We start from the raw sequence: 19,550 nt of genomic DNA on the forward strand, positions 1-19,550 counted from the left end.
CGCTAGCGTGTTTCAGCGATACAGCTCATCGAGATCACGCTGCATTCTCAGGAAACACTCGTCTTGGCCGGCTACCTTCAGTCCTTTTCTCTCGTACAGCGCTTTGGCCGGATTCGTTTCAAAAACTGTCAGGCGTAATGCTGGACGCCGTTCCTTGCACGCCATGGCCAATACCTGATCGATCGCCCAGGAACCGGCACCCTGCCCCTGAAACGCTTCCAGCACGTGCAATTCGCGGATATACAAAGCCCTGGAGTCGCGACTGAGGCTCACATAACCCAGCAAGACATCGTCCCGGACAATCAACCAGTTCTCGCGCCCGGCCCAGGCGACATCGAACGCCTCGTCCTGCCAGAGCAGGTCATTTTGAATGTAATAGCGGAGCATGTTGCGACAGGTCAGTTCGCGAGCGAAATCAAGGTCGCCGGATGTTGCCGGGCGCCAGTCAAAAGCCATTAAAACCTCCGCAGGTGCCAACGATCAGTGTCGTCATGGTTCGCCCTTGTGACATCACTCGTGAGTGACGCCCAAAGTGTGTCACAAACCTCGACCACTCAAGCGATAGAAAAGGTGATCGGTCATCGATAGCATTTTCTGATTGAAACCGCGCACCGGCCTCTAGTAAGCTCGGGGCATTCATCGGAGACAGACCATGTTCAACGCCCTCTTACCGCTTCGTACCGCCAGCGCCTCGCGCTCGGTTACGGCTGCCCGGGCGACTGACGTTTGTGCTCCGGTCAGCTTTTATTTTGGGTATTGGTTTAGCCACTGGCGCGCCTGATACCCACACGGCGCCCACTTTAAACGGGTCGCCACCAGAGAATTCTCAACCCCCGGTCGGCTTCCCGACCGGGGGTTTTGTTTTTTCAGCCCCTGATTTTTTTGCGACACACCAGACAACCAGAGGATTTACGAAATGAACTACGCCACTTATTACCGTTACGACAGTTTTTCCGCCTGGCGATTTAGCAGCCTCCGCTCGGGACAGCCTGCCGCCTCCGATCGGTCACCCACAGGTGGCAAGCACACACACGCAGCCAATCCGGCCAATTGTCGAACACCCCAGTAGGGCCGAGCGCGCGGGAACGAACCCGCCGCCAGCCCAGGAAGCCTGAATATGAACTCGTCCGTCTCTGCTCTGCCGCTGTCCACCTTGAGTCCCGCCAATGAAGCGCTGACCCTGCGTCTGCCCAGCTCGTTGCAACTCAAGCAGCAACTGCCCCTCAACAACGCCCTGACCCGGCAAGTCGCCGCCCACCGCGACGCGGTCCGCGCGATCCTCAACGGTGAAGATTCCCGTCTGCTGGTCATCGTCGGCCCTTGCTCGATTCACGATCCCCAGTCCGCCCTCGAATACGCCACCAACCTCGCTCGCCTCGCCGCCGAAGTCAGCGACCAGCTGTTGCTGGTAATGCGCGCCTACGTCGAAAAGCCTCGCACCACGGTCGGCTGGAAAGGCCTGGCCTACGACCCGCAGCTTGACGGCAGCGATGACATGGCCGGCGGCTTGACCCTGTCCCGTGAACTGATGCGCGAGATGCTGCGCCTCGGCTTGCCAATTGCCACCGAACTGTTGCAACCGATGGCGGCCGGCTACTTCGACGATCTGCTGAGCTGGGTCGCCATCGGTGCCCGCACCACCGAGTCGCAAATCCACCGGGAAATGGCCAGCGGCCTGAGCATGCCCGTCGGATTCAAGAACGGCACCGATGGCGGCGTGGCCGTTGCCAGCGATGCCATGCGTTCGGCCGCCCACCCGCATCGTCATTTCGGTATCGACAGCCAGGGGCATCCTGCGATCATTCAAACCCCGGGCAATCCCGATACCCATCTGGTGTTGCGCGGCGGTCATCGCGGGCCGAACTACGATCGCGACAGCGTCGCCCAAGTGAACAGCGACTTGACCCGACTCAAGATCCCCGCACGGATCATGGTCGACTGCAGCCACGCCAACAGCGGCAAAGACCCGGCTCGTCAGCCCGCCGTATTCAACGATGTGCTTGAGCAACGCCTGCAAGGCGATCAATCGCTGATCGGCATGATGATCGAGAGCCATTTGTTCGAAGGCTGCCAGCCCTTGAGCCCATCGCTCCGCTACGGCGTATCGGTGACTGATGGCTGCCTCGGCTGGACCGGAACGGAACACCTGTTGCGACAGGCCGTCGACCGGCTGCGGGCACAGAACGGCGTTCAGCGACCGGCATAACCACCGCCGACCTTCCAGCCCTCGATTCGAGGGCTGGGCGTCTGAAAAGCGAATCGGTTGACAGGTAAACGGCGTTGACACAGTAGGCCGTTGCATTGATGCGCTCGGCGAGCGACAAAAAGATGTCCAAATATTCCGAACGGGACCTCAGGCTCTTTCGAACTTTCCTACGTTTTCTATACCTTTTTCATCAACTTACAGCGGATTCCTCATACATCGCCGAGCCGCTGGTGTGCTTTAGAGTGAGCCCATATTCACCTCTCTGAACCATCGCGAAAAAGGAATGAACATGCTACGGAATGCAACTACTCAGTATCCAATCCTGTTGATCCACGGCCTCTTCGGCTTTGATCGCATTGGCAAAGTCGAACTCTTCCATGACGTCAAGCAGGCCCTCAGAAGTGCCGGTGCAAGAGTGTTCATCCCCCACCTCTCGGCTACCCAAAGCAACGAAGTGCGCGGTGACCAACTGTTGGCACAGATCGAACGGGTGCTGGAAGGAACCGGCGCCCACCAGGTCAACCTGATCGGTCACAGTCAGGGTGCCCTCGCAGCACGTTACGCCGCCGCCATCGCGCCGGAGATCGTCGCGTCGGTGACTTCGGTCAGCGGCCCGAACCACGGCTCGGAACTGGCCGATTTCCTGCGCAAGGCCCTCACACCGGGACGCCTGCCGGAACACGTCGCGGCCACGGTTGCCACGCTGTTTGCTGATTTTCTGTCGTTGCTCAGCGGTCATCAGCGTTTGCCGCAGAACGCCATCGCCGCGCTCAACGCCTTGACCACCGAAGGTGTGGGCGCGTTCAACGACAAATACCCGCAAGGACTGCCGAAAACCTGGGGCGGCAAGGGGCGCGAACTGGTGAACGGCGTGCGTTATTACTCCTGGAGCGGCACATTGCAGGGTGACCTTCTCGATAAAGGGCTGGGGGCGGTCAGTCCGCTGCACGGTTTCCTCCAGGCCTTCTCTCGCTACTTCACCACCGAGGCAGAGCAAAATGACGGCATGGTGGGCCGCTACAGCTCCCATTTAGGCAAAGTCATCCGTTCCGACTATCCGCTGGATCATCTGGACAGCCTCTGTCAAACCGCCGGCCCGCTGCGCAAGGGCATCGATCCGATTGCCTTGTATGTGCAGCATGCCGAGCGCCTGAGAAATGCCGGCCTATAATCTGTCCGGAACTTTGTCGAGAAATAGGCCACTGAATCCGGTAGGCTCCGCACTTTACTGAACATTGAAAGGAGAATTTTCCATGGCTAAAGCCACTGCCCGTCACATCCTGGTTAGCTCGGAAGACAAGTGCAACGAACTCAAGGCCCAGATCGAAGGCGGCGCTGATTTCGCCGAAGTTGCCAAAGCCAACTCCACTTGCCCATCCAGCCGCCAGGGCGGCGACCTCGGCTCGTTCGGTCCAGGACAGATGGTCAAGGAATTCGACACCGTCGTCTTCAGCGCACCTATCAACGTGGTGCAAGGCCCGGTCAAGACCCAGTTCGGTTACCACCTGCTGGAAGTGACCAGCCGTCAGGACTGATCAGCACTCTGATATTCTGCACAGCGGCCCGCCTTTTGGCGGGCCGTTGTGTTTCGGATACGTAATACGGCTGGCGAGGGACGCGCCGCTAGCGTACAAATTGCGGTTATCGACCACCCGGCTCTAAGGCTGACAATGCGACTGGCTTTCCCCACTTTGTTGTTCACTGCCATGGCCCTGCTGTTGAGTGCCGTCGGTGTGAATGCTGCACCGCAACATGCGTTGACCGTGTACGGCGAACCGGCGAAGTACCCCGCCGGCTTCAGTCATTTCGCCTACGCCAACCCGCAAGCCCCCAAGGGCGGCACGATGCGTCGCTCGGCCATCGAGATCGGGCATTTCGACCATATATTGCCGTACATCGACAAAGGCATTGGCGTCACGCAGATCGACGGCTTGCTCTACTCGCCCCTGGCCCAGCGTTCGCTGGACGAACCCTATACCGTGTACGGTCTGGTGGCACAGAAAATGGAGCGCTCCGACGACGGTATGTCGCTGCGCTTCTATTTGAATCCGAAGGCGCGTTTCGCCGACGGCACACCGATCACCGCCCAGGACGTGCGCTACACCTTCGACCTGCTGATGACCCAGGGCAGCCTGCGCTATCGCACCCAGTTCGCCGACGTCAAAGGCGTCGAAGTCGAAGCGCCGCTAACGGTCCGGTTCGACTTCAAAAGCAACGAAAACCGTACCCTGCCCCTCGACATCGCCACGTTGCCGGTATTTCCCGAACACTGGTGGAAGACCCGTGACTTCGCCAATGGCGGTGGTTATGAGGCGCCATTGGGCAGCGGCCCTTATAAGGTGGGCAAGGTCGACTCCGGCCGCAGCATCACCTTCGAGCGCAATGCCACCTGGTGGGGCAAGGATTTGCCGGTCAGCCGCGGCCTCTACAACTTCGATCATTTCAGCATCGAGTACTTCGGCGATACCGACGTCGCCCGCCAGGTCCTGCGTGGCGGCGCCTATGACTACAACCGCGAATTCTCCGCGACCGGTTACTCCATCGGCTACGAAAGCCCGGCCCTGAGCGACGGTCGCCTGCAAAAAGCGCATCTGGCCACAGAAGCTCCGCAATCGGCCCAGGGTTTTGTCTTCAACCTGCAAAAACCGATATTCCAGGACCGACGAGTGCGCCAGGCCCTGGCCATGCTCTGGGATTTCGAGTGGAGCAATCGGCAGATGATGCGCGACCTGTACATCCGCCAGCAAAGCTTCTTTTCCAACACCGACCTCGCCGCCCGCAAACTGCCGGACGCCGGAGAGCTGGCCATTCTCGAACCGCTGCGTGGGCAGATTCCCGACGAAGTCTTCACCCAGGTCTTCGAAGCGCCGAAAACCGATGGCAGCGGTCTGATTCGCGACAAACAATTGCAAGCGCTGGACTTGCTCGAGCAGGCCGGCTGGAAACCCGACGGCGACCAACTGGTCAACGCCGATGGCACGCCACTGAGTTTCACTTTTCTGGTCAGCCAAAACGGCATGGACCGATTGCTCCTGCCATACAAGCGCACCTTGAAACAGATCGGCATCGACCTGAACATCCGCCGCATCGACGCGTCCCAGTATGTGAATCGCCTGATGAGCCGCGATTACGACATGATCGTCACCGGCTACCCGGTCACCACTTCACCGGGTGGCGAGCTGTTCAACTACTTCGGCTCGGTCTCGGCCAACGACCCCGGCGCCAACAACTACATGGTGCTGAAGAACCCGGCGGTCGACACCCTGATCAACGGCCTGGTCCGCGCCAACACCCAGCCCGAAATGCTGCGTTACGCCCACGCACTGGACCGGGTGCTGCAATGGAACTACTACTGGATTCCCAACTATTACCCGCCGGGCACTTCAACGGTGTGGTGGAACCGGTTCGGCATGCCCAACGAGCAGGCCAGTAATGACGAAGCCATCGAAAGCTGGTGGGAAGTGAGCACCACGCCGCTGACCAACCAGCAGATGACGGCGGAAAAAATCCGCCGTGGCACACCCGGAGGGCCGCATTGATGTGGGCTTACATACTGCGGCGTCTGCTGCTGATCATCCCGACGCTGGTGATCATTCTTCTGGTCAACTTCGTCATCGTCCAGGCTGCACCGGGCGGTCCGGTGGAGCAGGCCATCGCGCACTTGCAAGGCATCGGTGGCGCCAGTGTCGGCGGCGGCTCCGGGGAGACCATGTCCGGCACCTCCCGGGCCAGTCGCGGTCTCGACCCGCAATTGATCAAGGACATCGAAAAGCAGTACGGCTTCGACAAGCCCGCACACGAACGCCTGTGGCTGATGCTCACCAGCTACGCGCGCCTGGACTTTGGCAAGAGCTTCTTCCGCGGCGCCACCGTCACCGACCTGATCCTGGAAAAAATGCCGGTGACCATTTCCCTCGGGCTATGGGCGACGCTGATCACGTACCTGGTGTCGATCCCGCTGGGCATCCGCAAGGCCGTGCATCATGGCAGCCATTTCGACATCTGGAGCAGCACGGCAATCATCATCGGTTACGCGATGCCGGCGTTCCTGTTCGCGATGTTCCTGATCGTGGTCTTCGCCGGTGGCACCTCTCTGAACTGGTTCCCGGTGCGCGGACTGGTGTCGGACAACTTCGAATCGCTGTCGACCGTGGGCAAGATCGCGGACTATTTCTGGCACTTGGTGCTGCCGGTGACGGCGTTGGTGATCGGCGGTTTCGCCACGCTGACGATCCTCACCAAGAACTCGTTCCTCAATGAAATCACGCGCCAGTATGTGGTCACCGCACGGGCCAAAGGCTTGAGCGAACGACGCGTGCTGTACGGCCATGTGTTCCGCAATGCGATGTTGCTGGTGGTGTCGGGGATTCCCCAGGCGTTCATCAGCGTGTTCTTCGCCGGGTCGCTGCTGATCGAAGTGATTTTCTCCCTCGATGGCCTGGGGCGCATGAGCTATGAGGCTGCCGTGTCGCGGGACTATCCGGTGGTGTTCGGCTCGCTGTTTATCTTCACTCTGTTCGGGCTTTTGATAAAACTGATCGGCGACCTCTGCTACACCCTGGTCGACCCGCGTATCGACTTTGCCGCGAGGAACGCCTGATGTTCAAGCTCTCGCCGTTAGGCCGTCGCCGCTTTGAACGCTTCAAGAAAAACCGTCGGGGCTGGTGGTCGCTGTGGCTGTTCATTGGCCTGTTTCTGCTGACCTTGGGCGGTGAGTTGATCGCCAACGACAAACCGCTGGTGGTCAGTTATCAGGGCCAGTGGTACTTCCCGGTATTCAAGCGCCACACCGAGCAGGAGTTCGGCGGGCAACTGCCATTCCAGGCTGACTATCGCAGCGACTACGTGCAAAAGCTGATTCACAAGGACGGCGGCTGGATGCTGTTCCCGCCGATCCCGTTCAGCGATGACACGCCCAACTATGAACTCAATACACCGGCGCCGAGCCCGCCCTCCAGCGTCAACTGGCTGGGCACCGACGACCAGTCCCGGGACGTCATGGCCCGGGTGATTTTCGGCGCACGGGTGTCGATCCTGTTTGCGTTGATGCTGACCTTCGTCAGTGCCTTGATCGGCATCGCCGCCGGCGCTTTGCAAGGCTATTACGGCGGCTGGGTCGACCTGCTGGGTCAACGCTTGCTGGAGGTCTGGTCCGGTCTGCCAGTGCTGTACTTGCTGATCATTCTTTCGGGGTTCGTCGAACCGAATTTCTGGTGGCTGCTGGGGATCATGGCGCTGTTTTCCTGGCTGGCGCTGGTCGACGTGGTGCGCGCCGAGTTCCTGCGCGGTCGCAATCTGGAATACGTCAAAGCCGCCCGGGCGCTGGGCCTCACGGATCGAAAAGTGATTGTCCGGCATATCCTGCCCAACGCCATGAACGCGACCTTGAGCTACCTGCCGTTCATTCTCACCGGCGCCATCTCCACCCTCACGGCCCTGGATTTTCTCGGCTTCGGCATGCCGGCCGGCAGCGCATCGCTGGGCGAGCTGATCGGGCAAGGCAAGCAGAACCTGCAAGCGCCGTGGCTGGGGCTGACGGCGTTTTTCACCCTGGCGCTGATTCTTTCCTTATTGGTGTTTATCGGCGAGGCGTTGCGCGATGCCTTTGATCCCCGATCCTGACGCGGACTGTAGATATGAGTACCAACCTGATCGAAATCCGTGACCTCAGCGTGGCCTTCAATGGCCAGACGGTGGTGCGCAATCTGTGCCTGGACATCCATCCCGGCGAATGCCTGGCATTGGTCGGCGAATCGGGCTCCGGCAAATCGGTGACCGCCCACTCGATCCTGCAACTGCTGCCCGAGACCGGCACCCGGACCACGGGCAGCATTCGCTATCGCGGCAAGGAGTTGCTCGGGGCCCCGCCCCAGGTGTTGCGTGAGCTACGCGGCAACCGGATCGCGATGATCTTCCAGGAACCGATGACCTCGCTCAACCCGTTGCACAGCATCGAAAAGCAGATCGGCGAAACCCTGCTGGTGCACAAGGGCCTGACGGGCAACGCGGCGCAAGCGCGGATTCTGGAGTTGCTGCAACTGGTCGGCATCCAGAAACCCAAAGAGCGGCTCAAGGCCTATCCCCATCAGCTGTCCGGTGGCCAGCGGCAACGGGTAATGATCGCCATGGCCCTGGCGTGCGAGCCGCAGTTGCTGATCGCCGACGAACCCACCACGGCGCTGGACGTGACAGTGCAGCGCAAGATTCTGATTCTGCTCAAGTCCCTGCAACAGCGTCTCGGCATGTCGCTGCTGTTGATCAGCCACGACCTCAATCTGGTGCGCAGCATCGCTCAGCGTGTGTGCGTGATGAAGGCCGGGGAAATCGTCGAAGAGGCCACCTGCGAAACGATCTTCACCGAACCGAAACATCCCTACAGTTGCGTGCTGCTGAACGCCGAACCGGAAGGCGAAGCCCTGCCCCGGGACGAGCGCGAGAACGTTCTGGAAGTGGACAACCTGCGCGTGCAGTTTGCCCTTGGTGGCGGCTTGTTCCAGCGCAAGACGTATCTGAACGCGGTGGACGGCATCAGCCTCAACATTCAGCGTGGCAAGACCCTGGGCATCGTGGGCGAGTCCGGTTCGGGCAAATCGACCCTGGGCCAGGCGATTCTGCGTTTGCTCGATTCCGAAGGCAGCATTCGCTTTCAGGGCGAGGCACTGGACGGTCTGACGCAAAAGCAGTTGCGGCCATGGCGCAAGAAGATGCAGGTGGTGTTCCAGGACCCCTTCGGCAGTCTCAGTCCACGCATGTCCGTGGCGCAGATCATCAGCGAAGGGCTTGAAGTGCATAGCCAATTGACCGCTGATGAATGCAAAGCCGAAGTGATTCGTGCACTGGAAGAAGTCGGCCTCGACCCGCAAAGCCGTGATCGCTATCCCCACGAGTTCTCCGGTGGCCAGCGTCAGCGCATCGCCATTGCCCGGGCGCTGGTGCTGAAACCGGCGCTGATTCTGCTCGATGAACCGACCTCGGCACTGGATCGCACCGTGCAGAAACAAGTGGTCGCCCTGCTCCGCCAACTTCAGGAAAAACACGGCCTGACCTACCTGTTCATCAGTCATGATCTGGCGGTGGTACGCGCCCTGGCCCACGACATGATCGTGATCAAGGACGGCAAAGTGGTGGAAAGCGGTGCCAGCCACGACGTATTCGATTCGCCGCAGCATCCGTACACCAAAGAGCTGTTGGCGGCGGCGCATACGCGGTAGGCATAATCGCGTCCACATCGATGAACCGCGTCGCGGCCTTCGCGGGCAAGCCTCGCTCCCACAGGTTTTGTGGTTATCGTTGAATTTGTGGCTCGACACAAATCCTGCAGGAGCGAGGCTTGCCCGCGAAGAGGCCCGCCAAGACAACACACATTCTGGACATGAAACCCATGAACACCACCGAAAGCCTCAAGGACTACCAGCGCGTTCGCCTGCTGGCGATCCGTTCGCTGTTCGAGATCATCGAGCAATCCAGCGAGGGCACGGTGATTGTCGACCGCGACGCGAATATCGTCTGGATGAACGAGCGCTATGCCCGCCGCTTCGGCCTGGAATCAGCCGAAGTGGCCATCGGCAAAGCGTGCGAAAGCGTGATACCGGGCAGCTTGTTACGTGAGGTGGTTCGCACCGGTCGCCCGATTTTGCTGGATATGCAGGACACGCCGAAAGAACCCCTGGTGGTCATGCGCTTGCCGATCCACGACGACGCGGGCGCCGTCATCGGCGCCATTGGTTTTGCGCTGTTCGACGAATTGCACAGCCTGTCTCCGATGCTCAAACGCTACCTGAGCATGCAGGAAGAACTGGCCTCTACCCGCTCGTTGCTGCGGTCGCGCCAGACCAAATACAACTTCGCCCACTTTATCGGGACCAGCGCCGCCAGCCTGGAAGTCAAACGCCGCGCCCGGCGCAGTGCCAGTGCCGAGTCACCGGTGCTGTTGCTCGGCGAAACCGGCACCGGCAAGGAGCTGCTGGCCCAGGCGATCCACGGCGCTTCACCCCGCGCGCACAAAGCCTTCGTCAGCATCAACAGCGCAGCGATTCCCGAGTCTTTGCTCGAAGCCGAATTCTTTGGCACCGCGCCGGGCGCCTTCACTGGCGCCGATCGCAAGGGCCGGGCCGGCAAGTTGCAGATCGCCCAGGGCGGCACGCTGTTTCTCGATGAAATCGGCGACATGCCGCTGCCGCTGCAAAGCAAGTTGCTGCGCGTTTTGCAGGAAAAGGAATTCGAGCCGGTCGGTTCCAATGAAGTGATCCAGAGTGATGTGCGAGTGATCGCAGCGACCTCCACGGACCTGGAAGCGGCGATCAAGCGCGGCGAATTTCGCGCCGATTTGTATTACCGGCTCAACGTGCTGCCGATCAACGTGCCGCCTCTGCGCGATCGTCTTGATGACTTGCCAGCGCTCAGTGAAGCGATCCTTGAGGAACTTCGCAGCCAGCATGAGCTGAACACCGAAGCCTTGGACCTGCTGGCGCATCACGCCTGGCCGGGCAATATCCGTGAGCTGCGCAACGTGCTGGAACGCGCGGCGCTGCTCAGTGATGACCTGGTGCTGAATGCAGGGGACATCCGCGCGGCAATCGGGACGTTCACACCGGTGACGCGTGTGGCGCCGAGGGTCGTTGAGGCCGTTGCGCATGAGACGTTCAGTGAGGCGCGGGAGCGGTTTGACCGGCAATTGATTGAATCTGCCCTGGCACAATGCGGGGGCAAGGTGATTGAAGCGGCGGCGCGGTTGGGGCTGGGTCGGTCGACTTTGTATAAGAAGATGGTGGCGCTAGGGATTGCCGAGTCTCCATAAAGAGACATTGATCTCTATTGGTAGACAGGGCCTCTTCGCGGGCAAGCCTCGCTCCTACGGGACCAAGGCGCTCTTGTTTGTGCGGACGACCGCAAATCATGCAGGAGCGAGGCTTGCCCGCGAAGGCACTCTCACAGCCGCAAAAAAATCTCGAATAAGAGACAAATCATTCAGAATCACCTTATAAAATAGTTAAATATCCTTATATTTCAATACCTTAAACAAATGGCACGAATCTCGCTAAAGCCCTCTCCCACAAAAGTCCCACCCTACAAAAATAACAATCCAGGAGACACACCATGAGTGTGATCATTGCCTTGGCAGCCCTCGCGCTGCTGATGCTGGCTGCTTACCGTGGCTACAGCGTTATTCTCTTCGCCCCGATTGCCGCCCTCGGCGCCGTCTTGCTCACCGACCCTTCCGCCGTCGCCCCTGCCTTCACCGGGGTGTTCATGGAGAAAATGGTCGGTTTCATCAAACTGTATTTCCCGGTGTTCCTGCTCGGCGCGGTGTTCGGCAAGCTGATCGAGCTGTCGGGATTCTCACGCTCCATCGTCGCGGCAGCGATTCGGTTGCTCGGTACACGTCAGGCGATGTTGGTGATCGTGTTGGTCTGCGCCCTGCTGACTTACGGCGGCGTGTCGCTGTTTGTGGTGGTGTTCGCGGTCTACCCGTTTGCCGCTGAAATGTTCCGCCAGAGCAACATCCCCAAGCGCTTGATCCCGGCGACCATCGCCCTCGGCGCGTTTTCGTTCACCATGGACGCCCTGCCCGGCACCCCGCAGATCCAGAACATCATCCCCAGCACCTTCTTCAACACCACCGCGTGGGCGGCGCCGTGGCTGGGTGTAATCGGCGCGATCTTCGTAGTCTGCGCCGGCATGCTGTTTCTCCAACGCCAGCGCAACAAGGCGCAGGCCGCCGGTGAAGGTTATGGCACCGAACTGCGCAACGAGCCGGAAACCGCGGCCAACATCAAACTGCCGAATCCATGGATTGCCCTGTCGCCGTTGCTGGCAGTCGGCATCATGAACCTGCTGTTTACCCAGTGGATTCCGCAGTGGTATGGCAAGACCCACAGCCTCGCACTGCCGGGCATGGCCGCGCCGGTCACCACCGAAATCGCCAAGCTCACGGCGATCTGGGCAGTGCAAGCGGCCTTGCTGGTCGGCATCATCATGGTGCTGGTGTTCGGCTTCCAGGCGATTCGCGGCAAGTTGGCCGAGGGCAGTCGAAGTGCAGTCAGCGGTTCATTGCTGGCGGCGATGAACACCGCGTCGGAGTACGGTTTTGGTGCGGTGATCGCCTCCTTGCCGGGCTTCCTGGTATTGGCCGACTGGCTCAAGAGCATTCCCAACCCGTTGGTCAACGAAGCGATTACCGTAACCCTGCTCGCCGGTATCACCGGTTCGGCGTCGGGCGGCATGAGCATTGCGCTGGCGGCCATGGCCAATGACTTCATCGCTGCGGCCCACGCTGCCAACATTCCGTTGGAAGTGCTGCACCGAGTGGCTGCGATGGCCAGTGGTGGCATGGACACCCTGCCGCACAACGGCGCAGTGATTACCCTGCTGGCGGTCACCGGCCTGACCCACCGTGAAGCCTACAAAGATATTTTCTGTATTACGCTGATCAAGACCCTGGCGGTTTTTGTGGTGATCGGTACTTTCTACGCCACTGGCATTGTGTGAGGTATTCATGACGACTCTTTCGGGCAAGACTGCACTGGTCACCGGTTCCACCAGCGGCATCGGCCTGGGCATTGCCCTGAGCCTGGCCAAGGCTGGCGCCAATCTGATTCTCAACGGTTTCGGCGATGCGTCCAAGGTGATTGCCGAGGTCGAGCAATTCGGTGGCAAGGTCGGCCATCACCCGGCCGACGTCAGCGACCCGGTGCAGATTGCCGACATGATTGCTTATGCCGAGCGTGAGTTCGGCGGCGTCGACATCCTGGTGAACAACGCCGGTATCCAGCACGTAGCGGCGGTAGAAGACTTTCCCGTGGAACGTTGGGACTCGATCATTGCGATCAACCTGTCGTCGGTGTTTCACAGCACCCGCTTGAGCCTGCCGGGCATGCGCACCAAAGGTTGGGGGCGGATCATCAACATTGCCTCGGTGCATGGCCAGGTGGGCTCGGTGGGTAAAGCCGCCTATGTCGCGGCCAAACATGGCGTGATCGGCTTGACCAAGGTCGTCGGGCTGGAAACGGCAACGACCAATGTGACCTGCAACGCCATTTGCCCGGGCTGGGTATTGACGCCGCTGGTGCAGAAGCAGATTGATGCTCGCATAGCGACCGGGATCGAGCCGCAACAGGCGCAGCATGATTTGCTCGCGGAGAAGCAGCCGTCGCTGGAATTCGTCACCCCGCCGCAATTGGGCGAACTGGTGTTGTTCTTGTGCAGTGAGGCCGGAAGCCAGGTGCGCGGCGCGGCGTGGAATATTGATGGTGGGTGGTTGGCGCAGTAATTCGGCAGTAAACCGCGTTATCGTTCTTCGCGGGCAAGCCTCGCTCCCACAGGTTTTGTGGTTGCAGCCGGATTTGTGGCTCGACGCAAAACCTGTAGGAGCGAGGCTTGCCCGCGAATGAATCTGAAAATAGAAGAAGAGGCAAGCCATGTCCGACATCCTCTGGCAACCCAGCGCCGAGCGCATCAGCAAAACCCGCATGGAGGCCTTTCGGCGCTTCATCATTAAACGGCACCACATTCACCTCGACGACTACCCCGCCCTGCACCAATGGTCCATCGATCAGCGCGTAGCTTTCTGGCAGGCGATCGTCGACTTCTTCGACATCCGTTTCCACGATCAGCCGGACGCAGTGCTGGTGGAAGGCGCGCAAATGCCCAGCGCCGAGTGGTTCCCAGGCGCCACCCTGAATTTCGCCGAGCACCTGCTGCGCCGTCGCGACGATGCCGTGGCGATCATTGCGATTGGCGAGAACGGCCAGCGTGAACACCTGACCTGGGCGGAACTCGCCGAGCATGTCGCCGGTTTTCAAAACAGTCTGAAAGCCGCTGGCGTCGGCCTCGGCGACCGTGTCGCCGCGTGCATGCCCAATACCTGGCAAACTCTGGTGGCCATGCTCGGCACCACCAGCCTGGGGGCGATCTGGTCCTGCTCATCACCGGACTTCGGCACCCAGGGCGTCATCGACCGCTTCGGCCAGATCGAACCAAAAGTGCTCATCACCTGCGCCGGTTATCGCTACGCCGGCAAGGACATCGATCAGACCGCCAAGGTCAATGAAATCCTCGAACGCCTGCCATCCTTGCAACAGTTGATCCTGGTGCCCTATGCCCGACCACAGGCACGCATCGAACAGTTCCACACCCGAGCCAACGTGACGCTGTGGGATGATTTTTACGACATCGGTGGCGAGCCGGATTTCGTCCCCGTGCCGTTCGCCCATCCGCTGTACATCCTCTACTCCAGCGGCACCACCGGCGTGCCGAAATGCATCGTCCACAGCACCGGCGGCGTGTTGCTGCAACACGTCAAGGAACACGGCCTGCATTGCGATCTCGGCCCCGGCGACCGTTTGTTCTACTACACGACGTGCGGATGGATGATGTGGAACTGGCTGGTCTCTGCCCTGGCCGTGGGCAGTGCAGTGGTGCTGTACGACGGCTCGCCGTTCCATCCGGACCCCCGGCGTTTGATCGACCTGATCGACGATGAACGCATCAGCGTCTTCGGCACCAGTCCAAAATTTCTCGCCACCCTGGAAACCCACGGGATCAAACCGCGCGAAAGCCATGACCTGAGCAGCCTGAGAACCCTGCTTTGCACCGGTTCCGCGCTGTCGCCGCAGAGTTACGACTACGTGTATCGCGACCTCAAGAGCGACCTGTGCCTGGCCTCGATGTCCGGTGGTACCGACATCGTTTCGTGCTTTGTGAACAGCAATCCTTTTGAGCCTGTGCGTCGCGGCGAAATCCAGGGCAAAAGCCTGGGCATGGCGGTCGAAGTCTGGAATGACCACGGCAAGCCAGTGATCGGCGAGAAAGGTGAACTGGTCTGCACCCGGCACTTCCCGGCGATGCCCATTGGTTTCTGGAACGACCCGCAGCAAGAGAAGCTGCACGCTTCATATTTCAGTCAGTTCCCCGGCGTCTGGGCCCAGGGCGATTACGCCGAACAGCTGCCCCACGGCGCGATGATGATCCACGGCCGCTCGGACGCGGTGCTCAACCCGGGCGGCGTGCGCATCGGTACCGCGGAAATCTATCGTCAGGTGGAGAAGGTCCCACAGGTGCTGGACAGCGTGGCCATTGGTCAGCAATGGCAGGATGACGTGCGGGTGGTGCTGTTCGTGAAGTTGCGCGACGGCGTCGAACTGGATGAAGCTTTGCAGCAGCAGATCCGCCAGGTCATCCGCGCCAACACCACACCCCGGCATGTACCGGCGAAGATTGTCGCGGTGACCGATATCCCACGGACCATCAGCGGCAAGGTCGTCGAGCTGGCGGTGCGGAACGTGGTGCATGGGCAGAAGGTGAAGAACACCGATGCGTTGGCCAATCCCGAGGCGCTGGAGCAATTTCGGGATCGGCCGGAACTGGCTTTTTAAACGGTTCGATCGAACGCTCGGGCCGGGGCTGCCGTGCCCTGTGCAAACCTCTGCGCAGTCACGGGTTTGTTCAGCGTGATCAGCACCGGATCGACAATCGCACGTTCGGGGTTTGCTTCCAGCGTGCTCCGCAGGAGGGACATGTTGCGGTCAAACCCGCCTTCGTCGGTGTACAACTGGCTCAGCAGCGAAGTGACCACCGCCAGTGAGTCGGCGTTTTCAAAGGCTTTGGCACGGGCGTGACGGGCATTGCCTCCATCTGTCACCGCAAGCTGTCCGGAGGCCAGGTTCAACAGCGACGCCACGTCCAGCGACTGCCCACCGCCAACGTTGCCGGCGTCGCGGGCATAGGCGACATCACCGATCTGCGCAGGTCCGTGAAACAGCTCATGGATCAAGTCGTCTGCGACGACGTCAAGGTTGAAACCCTGGCCGATGAAGTGACGGTTGAGATTGACGGTGTAGATTTCAACGAACTTCGCGTCGGATTGCCCGGTTGCACCTTTCCACTGCTGGTAAGCGTTCGTGTCGAAAGCGGCAATGTGGTGGGTGTCCTTGAGTGGATCAAGGACGAAGTTACTGATGGAAACGCCCGCGAAGTCCGCCCTTACCGCTCTCAAATAATTCAATAACTGATTGATTGCTTCATTCGAATCGCTTCCCATCAGCAGCCTCGCGACCAGCGTGCGCTGCGCCTCAAAGTCACGGTGGATCAAGGCATTGATTGCGTTTTCAATTTTAGTCCGGGCTCGCGGCAGACTTTGTTCAATGAACTGTCGGGTGTAACTGACAGGCAATGTCTTGGTTGGGCGCGGCAAGGCGACAGGCGCCATGTAGGCAAAGTGCTCCAGTTTGGGCCCCCAGGCTTTGCCCAGGCGGTCGAGGGCATACCATTGGAGTTGGTTGCGCGCGGCCACCACTGACAGGGTCTCACCCACTGCACCACGTGGCCGCCAGCTACCCTGTCCGGTGTGGACGTGACTGGCGGCGCGGAGCAGGTCATAGGATTTGTGGCTGCCATGGAGTCTGCCCAACTGGGACTTCGCCAGTCCAAGAAGCGCTTCAGCCTGACTGCTGAAACGTAACGCGCCCTTATGGATGAGTTTGCCGGCACCATAAAACACCGTTGGCACATCATCCACGGGGTTGAAGAGGGAAATGGAGGTGACAAAGGCCAGTTTGGTCAGACGGGCGCCTTTGGACGACAGGGAGATCGCCTTCGACGAGATGCTCAGCGCTTTGGCGCCCGCCCCCACGAATGCCCCGCCCAACGCCATGGCGTCCATGACGCAACCGTAGATCCCGTCTACGACCTTGTTGTGCTCTCCGGAAGACAAATCCTCGATGCACTTTTTGAACGGAACCACCAGATTCACGATGTAATCTGCAGTCTCTTCGCCTTTTTTGCGTTCGGTTTCAAGCGCTGTCGGCACGGTGGCCATCAACTCGATTTCGTCCAACGTGCGCAACGGATGATTGTTCACAACGAACGCCGCAATTCGCGCCAGTTGCGGATTGCCAACATTCATATAAGTACTCTGCTGGCGAGCCGTTACTTGCAGTGGCGCGGGGAGTTCGCCCAGTTTTTCAATAATTGCCATGTCGCTGCTGGCGTCATTCCCGGCGAAAACGCCGTCGGTATATTCAATAACAGAAAGAGGCAACCATTCGGGGGGCGCAGGTCGTTCCGGCGCATTCAGGTCCCCGGTGAAATCCATTCTCGCGGCCGTTCGCAATTTGCCTGTTGAGATGATCAGCGAGGCGAGCGTGTTGTTTCTCCGTAACTCACCCCGCAAGGTAAACAACTCATAACACACCGCCGTGTTTGCGTGAGTTGCAAACATGACAATGCCGAAGCGTCCCTTGACAGCATCGCTACCTTGCCGGGTTTCGTAAGTCGTTGAAACAGGGACCGGCGATATTGAAAAGAAAGACTCGGTTCTGGTGGCCGGAAGACGAACGGTAAAAAAGCTGATTTTTCCGTTCAGAAAGACGTCCAGATCATGAGGAAGCATGTGTGAAAGGGCCAACTTGATGTTGCTCGCCAGCGCGTTATTCAACTGGCCGTGATAATCGCGCAATTGGCGATGGTACTCGACATTGTTGGGGGGCAGGCTTCGCAACCTTGGAAAGCGACTATAAAGGCTAGTGACGGAGGGGTCGTACTGAGTTGGTCTTTTGTAATGGGTGATACCGGCCAACAAATCAGGGGTCCCGGAAATAACTTTATCGGGAAAGACCGCAGGAAAATCCCACTGGCCACCTTCCAGATCCGCCGACATATGCAACTCGACCATGGACATGGGGTTGGAGGACGCATAAAGGCCGGGGTGTTGATAGAGCACTTTATCGTCGAGAAAATCACACTCCGGCACCGCGCCTTGCAAGGCTTCGCGCGCGATGGTTTCGCGGTTGGGCATCGGGATGGAATAGACGCGCGCCAGATGGGTGAAGTTTTCCGCATATGCCTGGAACGCGGTGATGGCCCGCTCGGTGGTGTCCTTTGCCGCTTGAGTCAGCTCGCTTGCGCTGATAACGCTGTTGATCAGGGCCCAGTCGACGATCGGATCGATCATTGCCAAATCCCGCAGTCGGGACAGCGGCTCGCTGACAGGCTCCAGTTCGACATACGCCATGATTTGCGCATACGTCAGCACACGCGACGCGCCCTTCCTGACCGCTTCCGCCAAGGCAACGCCATGGCAAAAGGTTACCCAGGCAACCGACCCCATCGTCATCGACGATGGCACGCCCCTGACCAGAAATTCCGGCGCAATGTCCGCCAGCAGCAGATGACACGCCAGTGGCACCGCCGCAGGATCAACCCAGCCCTTGGTATAGAGAAACGCTTGCAGCTCTTCGCGGACCACGGCCGGCGACCGCTCTACGTTACTCGGCGCATATAAAGCGAAACCACCGAGACTCTTGCGATCCCCGGTGCTACCAAGAGACGGATAAAGATCCAGCAACAGGCTGGTGACCAGCAGTTGCTCGAGATCTTGCGCAAAGACGTTCTGCCCGGGATGTGCGCCGAACCAGTCCGACGCTTCCAGAATCTCCCTGGCACAGGCCTGGGCCACCGGATGCTTGACCAACGCGACGATCCGCTCGGCGGCATTTTCGTGTGTCGCAACGGCGCGTCCCGTTTCGCGGTACAACATGTCCAGCAGTCTGGTGTTCTGGGTAACACGCTGAGTAACCTGCCGAATGGCGGTCCGTTGCTCAGCCGACAAGACGGCTAACGATGAATCATCCGTAACCAACTGCCCCCAATAGTGCCCCAACTCATCGACATCAGGATCAAACTCGAAAAGCGCGATCAGGTTTCTGGTTTCGCTCGCGTTCGTTGGAACCGTCAGGCCATGAAACCTCAGCCATTGGTCCACATCGACGAAATCTTCGGTGTAAATGTATCCACCGGCTTGCCTGGCAATATCACCTACCACCAGCAGCTTTTGATAATAGTGCGACGCCTGGACGATATTCACGTCGACGACTTCCCACACTTGCCGGTCTTTTCGGAATATCTCAAGTCCGCCGTTTTCGTTAATACGGGTTGCCGCCATATTCTCCGGACGGTGGCGACGGAGTTCGTCCATTACGACCGTGTAGTTGGCCAGGTTATTCCATGCCACTCGCCCCGGCATATGGACTTCATACAGCGAAGAACCTTTTGCCAGCTCAAACTCATAACCTTGCCAACAGTACGGCCCTTCATCCTCTTGATCCTCGAAGACACTTTGCAACAAGCGCGCGACCACTTGTCGTTCAGCGGCATCGGCCCTTAACCACTGGTGCTGGACTTCGGAAACGGCTCCGGACAACGGATAGTCTTTATATTTCAACTTAACAACCATAAAACAACCTTATGTATTTAGTTCACTGATTCATTAATCGAAGGTGAATCCTGACCCACCAAAAATTAACTAAACAGTAAAACTTCATAAGACAACATTTCATCGTCGCCGCCT

General features: G+C 59.4%; 13 protein-coding genes. 11 read left to right on the forward strand and 2 right to left on the reverse strand.

The window, feature by feature from the left end; genetic code table 11:
• Positions 1 to 12 precede the first annotated feature (12 nt).
• Complete coding sequence (locus JIO00_RS16095; RefSeq protein WP_010460839.1) at positions 13 to 456, reverse strand: GNAT family N-acetyltransferase; 444 nt, start codon at positions 454 to 456, stop codon at positions 13 to 15.
• Positions 457 to 1,117: 661 nt separating this feature from the next.
• Here JIO00_RS16095 and JIO00_RS16100 point away from each other — a divergent pair.
• From JIO00_RS16100 to JIO00_RS16150, 11 genes are all read left to right on the forward strand, one after another.
• Positions 1,118 to 2,206: a 3-deoxy-7-phosphoheptulonate synthase gene (locus JIO00_RS16100; RefSeq protein ID WP_200666279.1), complete on the forward strand. Its 1,089-nt coding sequence runs from the start codon at positions 1,118 to 1,120 to the stop codon at positions 2,204 to 2,206.
• A 289-nt stretch (positions 2,207 to 2,495) separates the two neighbouring features.
• On the forward strand, positions 2,496 to 3,377 hold the full coding sequence (locus JIO00_RS16105) for an esterase/lipase family protein (protein ID WP_083376594.1): 882 nt from the start codon (positions 2,496 to 2,498) through the stop codon (positions 3,375 to 3,377).
• Positions 3,378 to 3,459: 82 nt separating this feature from the next.
• The gene (locus JIO00_RS16110) at positions 3,460 to 3,741 is read left to right on the forward strand and encodes a peptidylprolyl isomerase (RefSeq protein WP_007912303.1); all 282 of its coding nucleotides are present in this window, start codon (positions 3,460 to 3,462) and stop codon (positions 3,739 to 3,741) included.
• Positions 3,742 to 3,876: 135 nt separating this feature from the next.
• A complete protein-coding gene (locus tag JIO00_RS16115) occupies positions 3,877 to 5,745 on the forward strand; it encodes an extracellular solute-binding protein (protein ID WP_010460848.1) in 1,869 nt (622 codons plus the stop codon).
• Entirely contained in the window at positions 5,745 to 6,806 is a 1,062-nt protein-coding gene (locus tag JIO00_RS16120; protein ID WP_010460849.1) for a microcin C ABC transporter permease YejB, read from the forward strand. The genes JIO00_RS16115 and JIO00_RS16120 overlap by 1 nt, the downstream gene beginning before the upstream one ends.
• The gene (locus JIO00_RS16125; RefSeq protein ID WP_010460851.1) at positions 6,806 to 7,828 is read left to right on the forward strand and encodes an ABC transporter permease; all 1,023 of its coding nucleotides are present in this window, start codon (positions 6,806 to 6,808) and stop codon (positions 7,826 to 7,828) included. Before JIO00_RS16120 ends, JIO00_RS16125 begins: the two co-directional genes overlap by 1 nt.
• Positions 7,829 to 7,842: 14 nt before the next feature.
• Entirely contained in the window at positions 7,843 to 9,417 is a 1,575-nt protein-coding gene (locus tag JIO00_RS16130) for an ABC transporter ATP-binding protein (RefSeq protein WP_083376592.1), read from the forward strand.
• A gap of 170 nt (positions 9,418 to 9,587) precedes the next feature.
• On the forward strand, positions 9,588 to 11,003 hold the full coding sequence (locus JIO00_RS16135) for a sigma-54 interaction domain-containing protein (protein WP_169857651.1): 1,416 nt from the start codon (positions 9,588 to 9,590) through the stop codon (positions 11,001 to 11,003).
• 299 nt (positions 11,004 to 11,302) lie between these two features.
• Positions 11,303 to 12,694, forward strand: coding sequence for a GntP family permease (locus JIO00_RS16140; protein WP_200666281.1), 1,392 nt, complete (start codon positions 11,303 to 11,305; stop codon positions 12,692 to 12,694).
• 7 nt (positions 12,695 to 12,701) lie between these two features.
• Positions 12,702 to 13,475: a 3-hydroxybutyrate dehydrogenase gene (gene hbdH / locus JIO00_RS16145; protein WP_010460859.1), complete on the forward strand. Its 774-nt coding sequence runs from the start codon at positions 12,702 to 12,704 to the stop codon at positions 13,473 to 13,475.
• 148 nt (positions 13,476 to 13,623) lie between these two features.
• Positions 13,624 to 15,579: an acetoacetate--CoA ligase gene (locus JIO00_RS16150; RefSeq protein WP_200666283.1), complete on the forward strand. Its 1,956-nt coding sequence runs from the start codon at positions 13,624 to 13,626 to the stop codon at positions 15,577 to 15,579.
• On the opposite strand, the gene JIO00_RS16155 is transcribed toward JIO00_RS16150, so the two are convergent.
• Positions 15,576 to 19,436: a hypothetical protein gene (locus tag JIO00_RS16155; protein ID WP_200666285.1), complete on the reverse strand. Its 3,861-nt coding sequence runs from the start codon at positions 19,434 to 19,436 to the stop codon at positions 15,576 to 15,578. The genes JIO00_RS16150 and JIO00_RS16155 overlap by 4 nt on opposite strands.
• Positions 19,437 to 19,550: the final 114 nt, after the last annotated feature.

This window comes from Pseudomonas sp. SW-3 (genome assembly GCF_016615645.1).
In the GTDB taxonomy this organism is placed as follows: domain Bacteria; phylum Pseudomonadota; class Gammaproteobacteria; order Pseudomonadales; family Pseudomonadaceae; genus Aquipseudomonas; species Aquipseudomonas mandelii.

Excerpts from the sequence above, each read along its gene's own strand:
- JIO00_RS16095 (WP_010460839.1), bottom strand. The coding sequence starts at position 456 with ATGGCTTTTGACTGGCGCCCGGCAACATCCGGCGACCTTGATTTCGCT.
- JIO00_RS16100 (WP_200666279.1), top strand. The coding sequence starts at position 1,118 with ATGAACTCGTCCGTCTCTGCTCTGCCGCTGTCCACCTTGAGTCCCGCC.
- JIO00_RS16105 (WP_083376594.1), top strand. The coding sequence starts at position 2,496 with ATGCTACGGAATGCAACTACTCAGTATCCAATCCTGTTGATCCACGGC.
- JIO00_RS16110 (WP_007912303.1), top strand. The coding sequence starts at position 3,460 with ATGGCTAAAGCCACTGCCCGTCACATCCTGGTTAGCTCGGAAGACAAG.
- JIO00_RS16115 (WP_010460848.1), top strand. The coding sequence starts at position 3,877 with ATGCGACTGGCTTTCCCCACTTTGTTGTTCACTGCCATGGCCCTGCTG.
- JIO00_RS16120 (WP_010460849.1), top strand. The coding sequence starts at position 5,745 with ATGTGGGCTTACATACTGCGGCGTCTGCTGCTGATCATCCCGACGCTG.
- JIO00_RS16125 (WP_010460851.1), top strand. The coding sequence starts at position 6,806 with ATGTTCAAGCTCTCGCCGTTAGGCCGTCGCCGCTTTGAACGCTTCAAG.
- JIO00_RS16130 (WP_083376592.1), top strand. The coding sequence starts at position 7,843 with ATGAGTACCAACCTGATCGAAATCCGTGACCTCAGCGTGGCCTTCAAT.
- JIO00_RS16135 (WP_169857651.1), top strand. The coding sequence starts at position 9,588 with ATGAACACCACCGAAAGCCTCAAGGACTACCAGCGCGTTCGCCTGCTG.
- JIO00_RS16140 (WP_200666281.1), top strand. The coding sequence starts at position 11,303 with ATGAGTGTGATCATTGCCTTGGCAGCCCTCGCGCTGCTGATGCTGGCT.
- hbdH (WP_010460859.1), top strand. The coding sequence starts at position 12,702 with ATGACGACTCTTTCGGGCAAGACTGCACTGGTCACCGGTTCCACCAGC.
- JIO00_RS16150 (WP_200666283.1), top strand. The coding sequence starts at position 13,624 with ATGTCCGACATCCTCTGGCAACCCAGCGCCGAGCGCATCAGCAAAACC.
- JIO00_RS16155 (WP_200666285.1), bottom strand. The coding sequence starts at position 19,436 with ATGGTTGTTAAGTTGAAATATAAAGACTATCCGTTGTCCGGAGCCGTT.